This is a genomic window from Streptomyces platensis (assembly GCF_008704855.1).
Taxonomy (GTDB): domain Bacteria; phylum Actinomycetota; class Actinomycetes; order Streptomycetales; family Streptomycetaceae; genus Streptomyces; species Streptomyces platensis.
This window is the reverse complement of record NZ_CP023691.1, coordinates 3,691,255-3,705,715: the sequence shown is the minus strand read 5'-3', so window position 1 is coordinate 3,705,715 and position 14,461 is coordinate 3,691,255. Positions and strand designations below refer to the sequence as shown.

Here is a 14,461-nt window from a genome sequence, read left to right as displayed (position 1 = left end):
GGCCGTTCCGCATCATGGGCGCTCTTGCAACTTATTTGCAGGAGGCCCCACCATTGGCGGGTTGCAGCACCTGAAGCGGAGAAGCCGAGATGCACGTACCCGATGGATTCATCAACGCGCCGGTGTCCGCGGCGACCGGAGTGGTCGCCGCGGTCGCGGTGGCGGTCAGCCTGCGCGGTGCCCGGCGTGAGCTGGCGGGTGCGGGGCCGGCCGGTGCGGCCGCCGCCGAGCGTACGGCGCCGCTGGCCGGACTGGTCGCGGCGTTCATCTTCGCCGTACAGATGCTGAACTTCCCGGTCGCGGCGGGCACCAGCGGACATCTGCTGGGCGGCGCCCTCGCGGCGATCCTCGTCGGCCCGTACACCGGCGTGCTGTGCGTCTCGGTGGTGCTGCTGATGCAGGGCGTGCTGTTCGCCGACGGCGGGCTGACCGCGCTGGGCGTCAACATCACCGATATGGCGATCGTGACGACCGTGGTCGCCTACGGCCTGTTCCGGGGCCTGGTGAAGGTGCTGCCGCGGCGGCGCCGCTCGGTCACCGTCGCCTCCTTCGTCGCCGCGCTGCTCTCGGTGCCCGCGGCCGCGGTCGCCTTCACTGGGCTCTACGCGCTCGGCGGGACCGCGGACGTGCCGCTCGGCAAGGTCTTCACCGCCATGGTCGGCGTGCATCTGCTGATCGGGATCGGCGAGGCGGCGATCACCGCGCTGACCGTCGGCGCCGTGATCGCCGTGCGCCCCGACCTGGTCTACGGCGCGCGCGGCCTGACCAAGCCGCTGGAGCTGCGGACCTCGCCGCTCGCCGGACCGGCCGACGGGGCCGCCCCGGCCGCCGAGCCGACCCCCGTGCCCGCTGCCGCCGCCCCGGCCCCCGCGCGCCGCTCCGTCCGCCGCGTCTGGCTGGCCGGCCTCGCCGCCGCCCTGGTGTGCGCGGGCGGCATCAGCTACTACGCCTCCGCCAGCCCCGACGGCCTGGAGAAGGTCGCCCAGGACCACGGCATCGACCGCAAGGCCGAGGAGCACGCCGCCAAGGACTCCCCGCTCGCCGACTACAGCGTCAAGGACATCACCGACCCGCGACTGTCCGGCGGCCTCGCCGGGGTCATCGGCGTCGGCGCGACGCTGGCCGTGGGCACCGGCGTGTTCGTCGTGCTGCGCCGCCGCCGGAACGCCGCCCCCGCCGAGCGGCCCGACGCGGGTGCCGGGCGCCCGTCGGAGAGCGTCTGAGATGGGCGCGGGGCACGCGCACAAGCTCTACCGGCACGGGCATTCGCCGGTCCACGCGCTGCCGGCGCACTGCAAGATCGCGGCGGTCTTCGGCTTCGTGCTGGTCGTCGTCTCCACCCCGCGCGAGGCGGTCTGGGCGTTCGGGCTGTACGCGCTGCTGATCGCGACCGCCGCCGGGGCCGCCCGGGTCCCGGCCGGGTTTCTGCTCAAGCGGCTGCTGATCGAGGTGCCGTTCGTCGCCTTCGCCGTGCTGATGCCGTTCGTCGCCGAGGGGCCTCGGGTCGCCGTCCTCGGCATGAGCCTGAGCGAGTCCGGGCTGTGGGGCGCCTGGAACATCCTCGCCAAGGGCACCCTCGGCGTCGCCGCGTCCGTGCTGCTCGCCTCCACCACCGAGCTGCGCGAACTCCTGCTGGGCCTCCAGCGGCTCCGGATGCCGCCGCTGCTCGTCCAGATCGCGTCCTTCATGATCCGCTACGGCGATGTGATCACCGACGAGATGCGGCGGATGCGGATCGCCCGGCTCTCCCGCGGCTTCGAGGCCCGGGGCGTCCGTCACTGGGGCGTGCTCGCCAAGTCCGCCGGGGCGCTGTTCATCCGCTCCTACGAGCGCGGGGAGCGGGTCCACCTCGCGATGGTCAGCCGCGGCTACACCGGCACCATGCCCGTGGTCGACGCCGGCGCCGCCACCCGCACACAATGGACCCGCGCGGCCGCCCTCCCGCTGGCCGCGCTCGCCGTCTGCCTCCTGGGATGGACCCTTTGAGCACCACCACGCCCCCCTCCCTCGCCGTCTCCGGGCTCGCCTACGCCTACCCCGACGGCCACCAGGCGCTCTTCGGCGTCGACCTGACCGTCGGCCGTGGCGAGCGGGTCGCCCTGCTCGGGCCCAACGGCGCCGGCAAGACCACCCTCGTCCTGCACCTCAACGGCATCCTCGAAGCGGGTGCCGGCAGCGTCACGGTCGCCGGGCTGCCGGTCGCCCGGGAGCATTTCGCCGAGATCCGCCGCCGCGTCGGCATCGTCTTCCAGGACCCCGACGACCAGCTGTTCATGCCCACCGTCCGGGAGGACGTCGCCTTCGGACCGGCCTCCGCCGGGCTGCGCGGCGCCGAACTGGACGCACGGGTCACCGAGGCGCTCACCCGGGTCGGGATGGCGGAGTTCGCCGACCGGCCGCCGCACCATCTCTCGTTCGGCCAGCGCCGCCGGGTCGCGGTGGCGACCGTCCTGGCCATGCGCCCCGAGATCCTGGTCCTCGACGAACCGTCCTCCAACCTCGACCCCGCCTCCCGCCGGGAACTCGCCGACATCCTGCGGTCGTTGGACGTCACCGTCCTGATGGTCACCCACGACCTGCCGTACGCGCTGGAGCTCTGCCCGCGTTCCGTGGTGCTCTCCGGCGGTGTGCTGGTCGCCGACGGGCGCACCCAGGAGCTGCTGTGCGACGAGGAACTGATGCGCACCCACCGGCTGGAGCTGCCCTTCGGTTTCGACCCGCGGTCGGTCGACGTCCCGCTGTGACCCACTGCTGAGCCCTCCCCGGGCCCGGCCGCGCCGTTCGCATGTGACGAACGCCACGGGCCGCGGTCCTGGTCATGAGCACTGATCCGCGCGTTGCACCATGGATGGGTCACGAAAGCGACGGATGAGTGGGAAGCGGGAGTCAGTGGTGGACGTCCAGGGCACGGTCGAGGACGGCTTCGAGCCGGTCCGGGACGCCTTCATGGCCAACTTCGCGCGGCGCGGTGAGCGGGGCGCGGCGGTCGCCGTCTACCGGCACGGGCACAAGGTCGTCGACCTGTGGGGCGGCACGAGGGACGGCGACGCCGGCAAGCACGCGGCGGACGCGGCGCCCTGGGAGGCCGGCACCGCCCAGGTGATCCGTTCCGCGACCAAGGGCATCGCCGCCATCGTCCCGCTGCTGCTGCACCAGCGCGGACAGCTCGACCTCGATGCACCGGTCGGCACGTACTGGCCCGAGTTCAAGGCCGCCGGCAAGGAACGCGTCCTCGTCCGCCATCTGCTCACACACCGCGCCGGACTGCCCGTCCTGGACACCCCGCTCACCCCGGAACAGGCCATCGACGGCGTCAGCGGCCCCGCCACGCTCGCCGCCCAGGCACCCGTCTGGGAACCCGGCACGGACCACGGCTACCACGCGCAGACCTACAGCTGGCTGCTCGGCGAGCTGGTCCAGCGGGTCACCGGCCGCAGCATCGGCAGCTGGATCGCCGACGAGATAGCCGGGCCGCTCGGCCTCGACCTGTGGGTCGGCCTGCCCGAGGAGGCGCAGTCCCGCGTCGGGCGGCTGGCCGCCGTCGAGCCCCCGGCCCCGCCCGCCGGGTCCGGGCTCCGGGTCCGCCCGAAGCAAGCCGTCGCCGACGCGTACGCCGATCCGGACTCGCTCACCAGCCGCGCCTTCGGCGCGATTTCCCCCGCCCCCGACGAGAACGCGCCCGCGTACCGGGCCGCCGAGCTGCCCGCCTCCGGCGGCGTCGCCACCGCCCGTTCGCTGGCCCGCTGTTACGCCGCGCTCATCGGCCCCGTCGACGGCCGCTCCCGGCTCTTCGCGCCCGCGACCCTCACCCTCGCCCGGACCGAGGAGTCCGCGGGCCTCGACCGCACCCTCCTGGTCCACACCCGCTTCGGCCTGGGCTTCATGCTCCACGGGCCGGCCTCGCCGCTCCTCGCGCCCGGGTCGTTCGGCCACCCGGGCCGCGGGGGCGCGCTGGCCTGCGCCGATCCCGAGAGCGGGCTGGCGTTCGGCTATGTCACCAACGGGATGCAGCGGGGGGTTACGGCGGATCCGCGTGCGCAAGCGCTGTTGCGGGCTGTTTCCCACGTTGCCGGGTGAGGCCGCCGTGCCTCTTCTGTGAGTTTGTGCCCGCCTTCGGCGGGAGCGGAGTGGGGTGGTGGGGCGGCCCCCGGTGAGTGGTGGGTGCCGGGTTCGGGGCCTCCGGGGCGGTGTTGTGGACTGCTTCGCTTTACGTCCTCAACACCACCCCGGAGCCCCCGAACCCTTCCGCGCGGTGGGCGGGAGCCGCCCCGGTGGGGGAGGGGGACAACGACAGCGGCCCCCGCCGCTTGGCGAGGGCCGGTCACTCGGGGTGCGGGGGGAGAGGTCACCCGTGGTGCCGGGCGAACTCCACGAGCCCGGCGAATGCCGCCCGGGTGAGGGTGAGTTGCGGGCCGTTGAGGTCCTTGCTGTCACGGACCAGGAACTCTCCGGTGGCCGCCGCGTGCTCAGGCGCCCACTCGATGCACTGTCCGCCGTTGTCGCTGTACGAGGATTTGACCCATCGGAGGGAGTCGGTCACGAGATGCCCTTTCGTAGCTGGCGGATCAAGGTCACGGACGCCGCCTGGGAGTGCGCGTCGGCCTGTAGCTGATGGTAGGCCGTGAGTATCGGCACCACCGAGGTGCTTTCCCGTTCGAGATAGCCGCGTTGAGCTGACTCGGCGTACGACATGAGGGAGCGGTCCGACAGCGTCAGCACGGTGACGCGCGGCGGCAGCAGTACGGGCCGCTGGGGAGGTCGCTGTGAGCTGTCCGACGTGCCAGGCGCTTCGGGAGGAGCTGGCCGAGGCGGAACGAACCCGCGACAGGTCGAAGGCCGTTGACTGCCGGGTCCTGCTGCGGCGGCACCCCCGGCACGATGACACACCGGTGGAGGGGGAGGGGAGCGGTCCCCGTGCGCTGGAGGAACTGCCCGACGGCGCGGTCCGGCCGCGTCGTTGACGGGGCCGGGGCCGGTGGCATCTGCTGGTGCCGGGTGTGGTGACCACACACCCGGTGACCAGGAGGGGAGCCCGATGAAGATAGTGATACCCGGAGGGACCGGTCAGGTGGGCGGCATTCTGCGTCGTGCGCTGGCTGCGGCGGGGCATGAGGTCGTGGTGCTGACCAGACGTCCGGTGCGGGCGGGGGACGTGGCTTGGGACGGGGCGACGCTCGGTCCCTGGGCGGCGGTGATCGAGGGCAGTGATGTCGTGATCAACCTGGCCGGGCGCAGCGTCAGTTGCCGCTACACGCGGGCCAATCTCCAGGAGATGATGGATTCGCGGGTGGATTCCGCCCGGGTTGTGGGCGAGGCGATCGCGGCGGCCGAACGGCCGCCCCGCGTGTGGCTCCAGATGAGTACCGCCACCATCTACACCCACCGGTTCGACGCGGCCCATGACGAGGCGACGGGTGAGCTGGGGGGTGCGGAGCCCGGTGTGCCGGACTACTGGGCGTTCAGTGTGGAGATCGCCAAGGAGTGGGAGCGGGCGCAGGAGGAGGCCGCCACCCCGGAGACCCGTAAGGTCGCGCTGCGTTCCGCGATGGTGATGAGCCCGGACCGGGGCGGGGTGTTCGATGTGCTGCTGCGGATGGCGCGGCTGGGGCTCGGCGGGCCGGTCGCGGGTGGTGCCCAGTACGTGTCCTGGATTCATGACCGGGACTTCGTGCGCGCGGTGGAGTTCCTGGTCGACCGGAACGACCTCAGCGGGCCGGTGAATCTCGCCGCGCCCGGTCCGCTGCCGCAGCGTGAGTTCATGCGCGCGCTGCGGGCGGCCTGGGGCGTTCCGGTGGGGCTGCCCGCCACGAAGTGGATGGCCGAGCTGGGGGCGCTCGCGCTGCGTACCGACACCGAACTGCTGCTCAAGAGCCGCCGGGTGGTGCCCGGCCGGCTGCGTGAGGCGGGCTTCGAGTTCGCGTACGAGGCCTGGCCGGCGGCCGCGGACGATCTGGTGCGGCGTGTCCGTGGTGGACGGGTGGCCGGCTGAGCGGTCCGTGCGGCGCCCCTCAGCCGGTGTGCAGCATCAGGCCGATGCCGATGACCATCAGGCCCGCCGCGGCGATACGGGGGGCGCCGAAGCGTTCCTTGAAGAAGAGTGCGCCGATGGCGGCGCCCACGATGATCGAGGACTCGCGCAGCGCGGCGATCGGTGCGAGGGGGGCGCGGGTCTGGGCCCACAGGACCAGACCGTAGGCGAAGACGGAGAGCACCCCGCCGGCCAGCCCGCGCAGTGCGAAGGGGCGGAGTTCGGCCCCGAGTCGACGGCCGCGGGTGGCGAGCGCGTAGGCGGGGATCGCGATGCCTTCGAGGAGCATCAGCCAGCCGATGTAGCCGAGGGCGCTGCCGGAGGCCCGTACGCCCAGGCCGTCGACCGTCGTGTACGAGGCGATGGCGAGGCCGGTGGCGAGGGCGGCGACCAGGGCCGGCCAGTGCGGCCGGGTCCCGGAGCCGCGGATGCCCCAGAGGGCGACCCCGACCAGGCCCGCGGAGGCCAGGGCGACACCGGCCAGGGCCCAGCCGTCGGGGATCTCGTGGACGAAGACGGCGGCCAGGACGGTGACGACCAGGGGCGCGGTGCCGCGGGCGATGGGGTACATCTGACCGAAGTCGCCCAGCCGGAACGACTGCATCAGCAGGGCCTGGTAGACGATGTGCAGCACGGCGGAGGCCAGGAGGAAGGGCCAGGCGCCGGCGGCCGGGAGCGGGGTGACGGCGGTCAGCGCGAGGCCGCAGACCGCACCGCCGCCGCCGACCAGGGTGAAGGCCAGCAGCTGGTCGCGGATGCCGTGCGCGATGGCGTTCCAGCTGGCGTGGGTGACGGCGGCCATCAGGACCGCGGCGACGACGAGCGGGGTCACGAGGTGCGCTCGCGCACGCCGGTCGGTGTGACGGTCGGGGTTCCCGGGGCGGCGCCGGAGGCGGAATCGCTCATGGCCCGCACGCTAGCGAAAGCTGTACGGGCCATGCGAACCGGATTCGGTGACTGGGACGGGGCGCCCCCACGGCGCCCCGTCCCGTCAGCCGGCGGTGAGAACGGCGCGGACCACCGGGCCCGCGTTGGAGCCGCCGTGGCCGCTCGCCGGGACGACGGCCGCCGCGGCGAGGTCGTTGCGGTAGGCGGTGAACCAGGCGTTGGGCTTCTTCTGGTTGTCGACCTCGGCCGAGCCGGTCTTGGCGCCGACGTCACCGCTGACGCCGGACATCGCCTGGGCGGCCGTACCGGACGTCGCGGTCAGCTTCATCAGGGACTTCAGCCCGCTGAGGGTGGACGGCTTCATCGTGCGGGGCGCCTTGGCGAGCGTCCGGTGGTCCAGGTCCGGCGAGACGATGTACGGCTGGTGGAAGGAGCCGGCCCGGACCGTCGCGGCGAGCGTGGCGACATTGAGCGGGTTCATCCGCACCCCGCCCTGGCCGATCAGCGAGGCCGCCATCTGCGCGTCGCTCTGCACCGGCACCGCGCCGTCGAAAGTGGGGATGCCGGTCTGCCAGTTCAGCCCGATACCGAAGACGTCCCGGGCCTCCTTGGTCAGGTCGTCGTCCTTGAGGTCCTTGGCCTGCGAGATGAAGGCGTTGTTGCAGGAGGCCGCGAAGCTCTGCGCGAACGTGCCGTTCTTGATCTCGGACTTGTTGAGGTTCTGGAACTTCCAGCCGCCGACCGTCACGTACTTGGGGCACGGGTGGGACTTGCCCGGCGAGGTCATGCCCTTGTCCATCAGCATCGCCGCGGTGACGATCTTCATCGTTGAGCCGGGGGCCAGCGACCCCTGGGTGGCCAGGTTGAAGCCCTTCTCCGGGGAGTTGGCGAGCGCCAGGATCTCGCCGGTGCTGGGCTTGACCGCGGCCACGGAGGCGGACTTCTTGCCCTTGACCGCCCGCTCGGCAGCCGTCTGCATCCCGGCGTCCAGGGTGGTCTTGAGCGTGCCCGGCGTCCCCTTGGACAGCACCTTCAGCGTCTTCTCGGGCAGCTGGTCGGCGGGCTTGGCGGCCTTGGCGCGGTGGATGAACAGCTCCACGCCCGGCTTGCCGTCGGTCTTGTCGCCGTACTTGTCCCGCAGGCTGTCCAGCACCCCGGCCAGCGCCGGATGCGCCTCGGGGGTCAGCTCGGTGCCCTTGCGGTCCACGGCCTTGATCGGCGGCGCCTCCGCCTCGCCGGTGCGCAGTTCGTCACCCTTGGCCAGACCCGGGTGCATCATCGTCGGCTTCCAGGCGATCTGCGGCTTCCCGGTGGCCTTGTCGCGCTGCACGGTCGCCGAGGTGCGGTACGAGTACGCGGCCTTGGTGCCCTTGTAGTCGATCTGCGCGGCGACGGTGTACGGCACCTTGTCACCGGCCGGGGTGCCCGGGGTGAGCGTCACCTTCGAGAACCGCGCCTGCTTGCCGAGGGACGCGAGCGCGCTCTTGCACTTCTCCGGGTCGTCGGTCAGCCCGGCCGCCTTGGCCGCGTCGCCGGACTGCCATGCGGTGAGGAACTCCCGCGATGTCGTCTGCACTTCCTTGGCCGACAGCGGGCCGGTCGCCACCTTGGTCCCGTTGTCGCCCGACTTGGCATCCGCCGAGCTGACCTCCTGCGACGACTCGTCCGAGCCGCCGAAAAGGGTGAAGCCGCCCACGACTCCTGCCACCAGGGCCACCGATCCGCCGATCAGCCCGTACTTCACCTCTCGGCGCATGCCGCTGAATCCCTCCCAGAGCCTCGTCCTTGAATACGCACACAAGAACGTGCCTCGCACTCTATGGGACACGGGAGGGCGGTGAGTCTCGATACGGGCACGGTCCGGTGACGCGCTGTTGTACGGCTGTTACGGAACTGTCGAATTGGCGGGTTCACACCCAGGTGTCGAACCACATCCGGTGGTGCCAGGCCGACTTGGGGATCGGCATTCCCGTATAGAGGGGATAGAAGTAGATGAAATTCCATGCGATCAGGAGAACCAGGACACCGGCGCCGACCGCGCCGATCGTGCGGCGGCGCTCCGTCGAGCCCGGCGGCCCGACGATCGCGCCGAGCATCATCGCCAGCGCCAGACACAGGAACGGGACGAACACCACCGCGTAGAAGAGGAAGATGGTCCGCTCCTGGTAGAGGAACCACGGCAGATAGCCGGCCGCGACACCGCAGACGATCGCCCCGGCCCGCCAGTCCCGCTTGAACAGCCAGCGGTAGAGGACATAGAGGAGCGCGAAGCAGGCGGCCCACCACAACAGCGGGGTGCCCAGCGCCAGCACCTCGCGGGCACAGCCCTCGGCCGCCGTGCAGCCGTCGTGGCCCACCTTGGGGTCCTCGTAGAAATAGGAGACCGGGCGGCCCAGGACCAGCCAGCTCCACGGGTTGGACTGGTAGGCGTGCGGGGTGGTCAGTCCGGTGTGGAAGGAGTAGACCTCGGTCTGGTAGTGCCACAGGCTGCGCAGCCAGTCCGGCAGCCAGGTCCAGGCACCCGTACGGCCCTCCGGTGAGGTCGCCCAGTCGCGGTAGTAGCCGCCCTTGGTGGCGATCCAGCCCGACCAGGACGCCAGATAGGTGGCGAGGGCGACGACGACGGTGGACCCGAAGGCGGGCACGGCATCGCGGCGCACTGCCGAGCGGAAGGGGTGCCGGGCGCCGGCCGTACGGCGTGCCGCGACATCCCAGAGCACCGCCATCAGCGCGAACGCGGCGAGGTAGTACAGACCGTTCCACTTCGTCGCGGTGGCCAGGCCCAGACACAGCCCGGCCGCGATCCGCCACGGCCGCCAGCCGAGCCGCAGCCGGTCACCGACCCCTTCGTCGGGGCGTGCGATGCCTTCCCCATTCTCGGCTTCGCTCGAACGGGAGGTGCCCCCATGCCCGACCGGCAGTGCCGCCGCCAGCCGGGCCCTGGTGCGGTCCCGGTCCACCAGCAGACAGCCGAACGCGGCCACCACCCAGAACATCACGATCAGATCGAGCAGCGCGGTCCGGCTCATCACGAAGTGCAGACCGTCCACCGCCAGCAGGCCGCCCGCGAGGCAGCCCAGCGCCGTCGAGCGCATCAGCCGGCGACCGATACGGCACACCAGCAGCACCGACAGGGTGCCGAGCAGCGCCACCATGAACCGCCAGCCGAACGGGTTCATCCCGAACAGGCCCTCGCCGACCGCGATCAGCCACTTGCCCATCGGGGGGTGGACGACATACGAGTGCTCGGGCGAGAGCAGCAGCTGCGGCGGATGCCCGACCAGCGCGTCATTGGCGTTCTTGGCCCAGGTGCCCTCGTAGCCGTACTGGAGCAGCGACCAGGCGTCCTTCGGGTAGTACGTCTCGTCGAATATCACCTTCCGCGGGCTGCCCAGGTTCCAGAACCGCAGCACCCCGGCGAACAGCGCCACCAGCAGCGGACCCAGCCAGCCGGACCAGCGCGTCAGCCGGATCGCGGCGTTCGGGCCCACGCCGAACGCGGCCCACAGACGACCGCTCGACTCGGGGAAGGCGGGCACCAGCCGCGCGCGGACATCGGTCTGCGGGCGGGCCGGAAACCCGAAACGGCGCAGTCGCCGCTGCCACACGGGGGGCGCTCCGGGCGGCTCCGGGGCGTGCTGCGCGGCGGCGTCGGTCGCGGTGGTGTCACTCGTCACCCGGCCCATCGTAGGGAAGCCGCCTGTGGAGCGCCGGGGACCGCACCGGGGGACACCGACCGGCCGGAGCGCGCCGGCGCCCTGGGAGGATGGGGAGGTGACTGGAACGCTGGTACTTGCAGGGACGCCCATCGGGGAGATCGCGGACGCACCGCCGCGGCTCGCCACCGAGCTGGCCGCCGCCGATGTGATCGCCGCCGAGGACACCCGGCGGCTGCGCCGGCTGACCCAGGCCCTGGACGTCCAGCCATCCGGGCGGATCGTCTCGTACTTCGAGGGCAATGAGGCGGCCCGGACGCCCGAGCTGGCCGAGGCGCTGGCCGGCGGGGCGCGGGTGCTGCTGGTCACCGACGCCGGGATGCCCTCGGTCTCCGACCCCGGCTACCGGCTGGTCGCCGCCGCCGTCGAACGGGACATCAAGGTCACCGCCGTCCCGGGCCCCAGCGCGGTGCTCACCGCCCTCGCCGTCTCCGGGCTGCCGGTGGACCGCTTCTGCTTCGAGGGGTTCCTGCCCCGCAAGGGCGGCGAGCGGCGCACCCGGCTGCGCGAGGTCGCCGACGAGCGCCGCACCCTCGTCTACTTCGAGGCGCCGCACCGGCTGGACGACACCCTCGCCGCGATGGCCGAGATCTTCGGCGCCGAGCGGCGCGCGGCGGTCTGCCGGGAGCTGACGAAGACGTACGAGGAGGTCAAGCGGGGGCCGCTGAGCGAGCTGGTGCCCTGGGCGGCCGAGGGCGTACGCGGCGAGATCACCATCGTCGTCGAGGGCGCCCCGGACAGCGGGCCGCAGGACCTGGGCCCCGAGGAGCTGGTGCGCCGGGTGCGGGTCCGCGAGGAGGCCGGGGAGCGCCGCAAGGAAGCCATCGCCGCGGTCGCCGCGGACGCCGGGCTGCCCAAGCGGGAGGTCTTCGATGCGGTGGTCGCGGCGAAGAACGCGGCGAAAACCGACCCATCAGAAGGTAAATGACCGGCCGGAAAGGTAAAGCTCAGGCCGGGATGGCGGGGACTTTTCCCTGCCCCTGGCCAAATCTGGGCCAATACGGTCGGCGAGCTGCTGCTTTGTGACCGGGAAAGGCGTCCACTGGACCAGGGACGCAACGGTTCCCGAAGACCTTGTCCGGAGGACAAGAGGAGCGCAGCACATGACGGATTTCGCCAGGACCCACGGAGTTTCCACGACGACCACGGGCGGAGCACACCCCGATCCCCAGGCCGACGCCGCCGCGCACGAGGCGTACTCCTTCGCCTGTATGCGGTGCGGCCACGGCTGGGAGCAGGCGTACGACATAGTCCATCAGGTCGACGGCAAGGGGGAGCTGCATGTCGTCTACTTCGCGGACGGCCAGCGCGTCCCCTCCCCGCTGACCCGCCCCACCTGTGTGAACTGCGGCACCGACATCGTCCGCATCATGCGTTCCGGCCAGGTCTCGATGGTCTCCGACGCGATGGCGAGCATGCATCAGCGCCAGCACGGCAACGGGAAGAAGGCCTCCCCGGCGGCGGACCCGGACGCCACCGGCACCAGCGACGGCAAGGACCCCGGCCGCCACCACTGGCATCTCTCCGACCTGCTGCACCCGTTCCAGCACCACCGCAAGTGAACTCCGTGCCGCGGCCCTCGTAGGATCGCGGCCATGGCACCGCAGGACAAGAACACCCCGCCGCCGCTGCCCGAACCGCTTCGGGTGGCGGTCGCGGATTCGCACACCCACCTGGACATGCAGGACTCCTCCGTCGAGGAGGCGCTCGCCAAGGCCGCCTCGGTCGGGGTGACCACCGTCGTCCAGGTGGGGTGCGACCTGGCCGGTTCACGCTGGGCCGCCGAGACCGCGGCGGCCCACGACAGCGTGCACGCCACGGTCGCCCTGCACCCCAACGAGGCGCCCCGGATCGTCCTCGGCGACCCCGACGGTTGGTCCCGGCAGGGCGCCCGGGAGCCCGGCGGCGACAGCGCCCTGGACGAGGCGCTGGCCGAGATCGACCGGCTGGCCGCACTGCCGCAGGTCCGCGGCGTCGGCGAGACCGGCCTGGACTACTTCCGCACCGGCCCCGAGGGCATGGCCGCCCAGGAAGCCTCCTTCCGGGCGCACATCGAGATCGCCAAGCGGCACGACAAGGCCCTGGTCATCCACGACCGCGAGGCGCACGACGATGTGCTGCGCATCCTGCGCGAGGAGGGCGCGCCCGACCGGGTCGTCTTCCACTGCTACTCCGGCGACGCCGAGATGGCCAAGATCTGCGCCGCGGCCGGCTACTTCATGTCCTTCGCCGGCAACGTCACCTTCAAAAACGCCCAGCACCTGCGCGACGCCCTCGCCGTCGCCCCGCCTGAGCTGGTCCTCGTCGAGACCGACGCCCCCTTCCTCACACCCGCCCCGTACCGCGGACGGGCCAACGCCCCGTACCTCATTCCGGTCACGCTGCGGGCCATGGCCGAGGTGGCGTCGGTGACGGAGGACGCGATGGCCACCGCCGTCGCGGCGAACACGGCGCGGGCCTTCGGTTACTGACGGTTCGCGGCGGCCTTCCGGCGGCCCCCGGAGAGTCCGTACGCCCCACCGGAAAGCCCGCCCGCACCCCCGAATCCCGTCCACATCACCCCCCTTCGATCACTTTCCGTAGCGGGGTGACTTTGGAGAGTGACGAATACTCCGCTACATTCCGGCCGTCAACCGCAGCCGGGGCATGTGGAGCGCGCCGTGAGTCATTCGCAGAGCAGCCACCGCGCCGCGCGCGGCCGTCGCAGACGCCGAGCCGAAGGCCCCGAAGCGCTGCGCCAGCTGCTGCCGCGGGCCCTGGTCGTCGCCTTCCTCGCCGGCGGCACCACCGCCTTCATCGCCCACGACAAGGCGGTCCGGCTCACCGTCGACGGCACCCCGCGCACCCTGCACACCTTCGCCTCCGACGTCGACGACCTGCTGGCCGACGAACGGCTGGACATCGGCGCCCACGACATCGTCGCGCCCGCCCCCGGCACCGCCCTCAGCAGCGGTGACGAGGTCGTCGTCCGGCACGGCCGCCCGGTCGTGCTGAGCATCGACGGACAGCGCCGCACGGTGTGGACCACCGCCGACACCGTCGCCGGCGCCCTCCACCAGCTCGGCGTACGGGCCGACGGCGCCTATGTGTCCGCCTCCCGCTCGCGGCGCATCGGGCAGCGCGGTCTGGAACTGGCGGTCCGTACCGAACGCTCGGTGACGATCGTCGCCGACGGCCGCGCGCACCGCCTCCGCACCAACGCCGCCACCGTCCGCGAGGCCCTGGCCGAGGCCGGGCTCGCGCTGCGCGACCAGGACACCACCTCGGTGCCGCCGGACAGCTTCCCGCACGACGGCCAGACCCTCTCGGTGCTGCGGATCACCGGCTCCAAGGAGGTCCGCGACCGAGCCATCCCCTTCCGCACGATCCACCGGGCCGATGCCGGCCTGGCCCGCGGCACCGTGGTCGTCGTCCAGCAGGGGCGCCCGGGAGTCCGGCGGGTCACCTACCGGGTGCGCACCGTCAACGGCGTCAAACAGCGGCCGAAGCGGCTGCACAGCGAGGTCGTGCGCGCCCCGCGGCCGCAGGTCGTGCACCTCGGCATCCGGGAGCTGCCCACCTCCGTGCGCGGCGCCGACCATCTCGCCTGGCATGCGCTGGCACAGTGCGAGGCCGGCGGCCGGCCGAACGCCGTGGACTCCTCCGGCACCTACGGCGGGCTCTACCAGTTCGATGTCGGCACCTGGCGGGCCCTCGGCGGCCACGGCCGGCCGCAGGACGCCACCCCCCAGGAACAGACCTACCGCGCCAAGAAGCTCTACATCAGAAGGGGGGCGAGCCCGTGGCCGGTCTGCGGCCGTAAGCTTCACGGGTGAACGAGCGCAACGAG

Annotated in this window: 14 protein-coding genes and 1 pseudogene; 10 read left to right on the top strand and 5 right to left on the bottom strand. The window is 72.3% G+C overall.

Annotated features, from left to right (window positions below):
• The first annotated feature begins 89 nt into the window (after positions 1-89).
• The 4 genes from CP981_RS16145 to CP981_RS16130 all read left to right on the top strand — a co-directional run bounded on the left by CP981_RS16145 (position 90) and on the right by CP981_RS16130 (position 4,077).
• Positions 90-1,223 carry an energy-coupling factor ABC transporter permease gene (locus CP981_RS16145; RefSeq protein WP_085926477.1) on the top strand — a complete coding sequence of 378 codons (1,134 nt, stop codon included), beginning with the start codon at positions 90-92 and terminating at the stop codon, positions 1,221-1,223.
• 1 nt (position 1,224) lies between these two features.
• Positions 1,225-1,986, top strand: coding sequence for a cobalt ECF transporter T component CbiQ (gene cbiQ / locus CP981_RS16140; RefSeq protein ID WP_085926476.1), 762 nt, complete (start codon positions 1,225-1,227; stop codon positions 1,984-1,986).
• Positions 1,974-2,744, top strand: a complete 771-nt coding sequence (locus CP981_RS16135; RefSeq protein WP_085926475.1) for an energy-coupling factor ABC transporter ATP-binding protein — start codon at positions 1,974-1,976, stop codon at positions 2,742-2,744. The genes cbiQ and CP981_RS16135 overlap by 13 nt, the downstream gene beginning before the upstream one ends.
• 124 nt (positions 2,745-2,868) lie before the next feature.
• Positions 2,869-4,077 carry a serine hydrolase domain-containing protein gene (locus CP981_RS16130; RefSeq protein WP_244329669.1) on the top strand — a complete coding sequence of 403 codons (1,209 nt, stop codon included), beginning with the start codon at positions 2,869-2,871 and terminating at the stop codon, positions 4,075-4,077.
• A 268-nt stretch (positions 4,078-4,345) separates the two neighbouring features.
• Here CP981_RS16130 and CP981_RS16125 read toward each other — a convergent pair whose 3' ends face one another.
• Both CP981_RS16125 and CP981_RS38630 read right to left on the bottom strand, forming a co-directional pair.
• Positions 4,346-4,540: a DUF397 domain-containing protein gene (locus CP981_RS16125; RefSeq protein ID WP_085926473.1), complete on the bottom strand. Its 195-nt coding sequence runs from the start codon at positions 4,538-4,540 to the stop codon at positions 4,346-4,348.
• A pseudogene (locus CP981_RS38630) lies at positions 4,537-4,752 on the bottom strand (transcriptional regulator); the annotation flags it as partial. The gene CP981_RS16125 and the pseudogene CP981_RS38630, both read right to left, overlap by 4 nt.
• 11 nt (positions 4,753-4,763) lie before the next feature.
• On the opposite strand from CP981_RS38630, the gene CP981_RS16115 reads away from it, so the two are divergent.
• Both CP981_RS16115 and CP981_RS16110 read left to right on the top strand, forming a co-directional pair.
• Positions 4,764-4,961 carry a hypothetical protein gene (locus CP981_RS16115; RefSeq protein ID WP_085926472.1) on the top strand — a complete coding sequence of 66 codons (198 nt, stop codon included), beginning with the start codon at positions 4,764-4,766 and terminating at the stop codon, positions 4,959-4,961.
• 74 nt (positions 4,962-5,035) lie between these two features.
• A complete protein-coding gene (locus tag CP981_RS16110) occupies positions 5,036-5,989 on the top strand; it encodes a TIGR01777 family oxidoreductase (RefSeq protein ID WP_085926471.1) in 954 nt (317 codons plus the stop codon).
• A gap of 19 nt (positions 5,990-6,008) precedes the next feature.
• On the opposite strand, the gene CP981_RS16105 is transcribed toward CP981_RS16110, so the two are convergent.
• The 3 genes from CP981_RS16105 to CP981_RS16095 form a co-directional block, all read right to left on the bottom strand.
• Positions 6,009-6,860 (bottom strand): EamA family transporter, encoded by an 852-nt coding sequence (locus CP981_RS16105; protein WP_085926470.1) that lies wholly within the window; start codon positions 6,858-6,860, stop codon positions 6,009-6,011.
• A gap of 159 nt (positions 6,861-7,019) precedes the next feature.
• Positions 7,020-8,672, bottom strand: a complete 1,653-nt coding sequence (locus CP981_RS16100) for a penicillin-binding transpeptidase domain-containing protein (RefSeq protein WP_085926469.1) — start codon at positions 8,670-8,672, stop codon at positions 7,020-7,022.
• Between the two features lie 154 nt (positions 8,673-8,826).
• Positions 8,827-10,602, bottom strand: coding sequence for a dolichyl-phosphate-mannose--protein mannosyltransferase (locus CP981_RS16095; RefSeq protein ID WP_085926468.1), 1,776 nt, complete (start codon positions 10,600-10,602; stop codon positions 8,827-8,829).
• An 88-nt stretch (positions 10,603-10,690) separates the two neighbouring features.
• Here CP981_RS16095 and rsmI point away from each other — a divergent pair, with 88 nt between their 5' ends.
• The 4 genes from rsmI to CP981_RS16075 all read left to right on the top strand — a co-directional run bounded on the left by rsmI (position 10,691) and on the right by CP981_RS16075 (position 14,447).
• A complete protein-coding gene (gene rsmI / locus CP981_RS16090; RefSeq protein ID WP_085926467.1) occupies positions 10,691-11,560 on the top strand; it encodes a 16S rRNA (cytidine(1402)-2'-O)-methyltransferase in 870 nt (289 codons plus the stop codon).
• A 175-nt stretch (positions 11,561-11,735) separates the two neighbouring features.
• Positions 11,736-12,194 (top strand): hypothetical protein, encoded by a 459-nt coding sequence (locus CP981_RS16085; RefSeq protein WP_085926466.1) that lies wholly within the window; start codon positions 11,736-11,738, stop codon positions 12,192-12,194.
• A 33-nt stretch (positions 12,195-12,227) separates the two neighbouring features.
• Entirely contained in the window at positions 12,228-13,103 is an 876-nt protein-coding gene (locus tag CP981_RS16080) for a TatD family hydrolase (protein ID WP_085926465.1), read from the top strand.
• 189 nt (positions 13,104-13,292) lie between these two features.
• Positions 13,293-14,447 (top strand): resuscitation-promoting factor, encoded by a 1,155-nt coding sequence (locus tag CP981_RS16075; RefSeq protein ID WP_085926464.1) that lies wholly within the window; start codon positions 13,293-13,295, stop codon positions 14,445-14,447.
• The last annotated feature ends 14 nt before the right edge of the window (positions 14,448-14,461 follow it).

What these genes read in the sequence shown, in the direction of transcription:
- CP981_RS16145 (WP_085926477.1), top strand. Translation starts at nt 90, where the DNA reads ATGCACGTACCCGATGGATTCATCAACGCGCCGGTGTCCGCGGCGACC.
- cbiQ (WP_085926476.1), top strand. Translation starts at nt 1,225, where the DNA reads ATGGGCGCGGGGCACGCGCACAAGCTCTACCGGCACGGGCATTCGCCG.
- CP981_RS16135 (WP_085926475.1), top strand. Translation starts at nt 1,974, where the DNA reads ATGGACCCTTTGAGCACCACCACGCCCCCCTCCCTCGCCGTCTCCGGG.
- CP981_RS16130 (WP_244329669.1), top strand. Translation starts at nt 2,869, where the DNA reads ATGAGTGGGAAGCGGGAGTCAGTGGTGGACGTCCAGGGCACGGTCGAG.
- CP981_RS16110 (WP_085926471.1), top strand. Translation starts at nt 5,036, where the DNA reads ATGAAGATAGTGATACCCGGAGGGACCGGTCAGGTGGGCGGCATTCTG.
- CP981_RS16100 (WP_085926469.1), bottom strand. Translation starts at nt 8,672, where the DNA reads ATGCGCCGAGAGGTGAAGTACGGGCTGATCGGCGGATCGGTGGCCCTG.
- CP981_RS16095 (WP_085926468.1), bottom strand. Translation starts at nt 10,602, where the DNA reads ATGGGCCGGGTGACGAGTGACACCACCGCGACCGACGCCGCCGCGCAG.
- CP981_RS16085 (WP_085926466.1), top strand. Translation starts at nt 11,736, where the DNA reads ATGACGGATTTCGCCAGGACCCACGGAGTTTCCACGACGACCACGGGC.
- CP981_RS16080 (WP_085926465.1), top strand. Translation starts at nt 12,228, where the DNA reads ATGGCACCGCAGGACAAGAACACCCCGCCGCCGCTGCCCGAACCGCTT.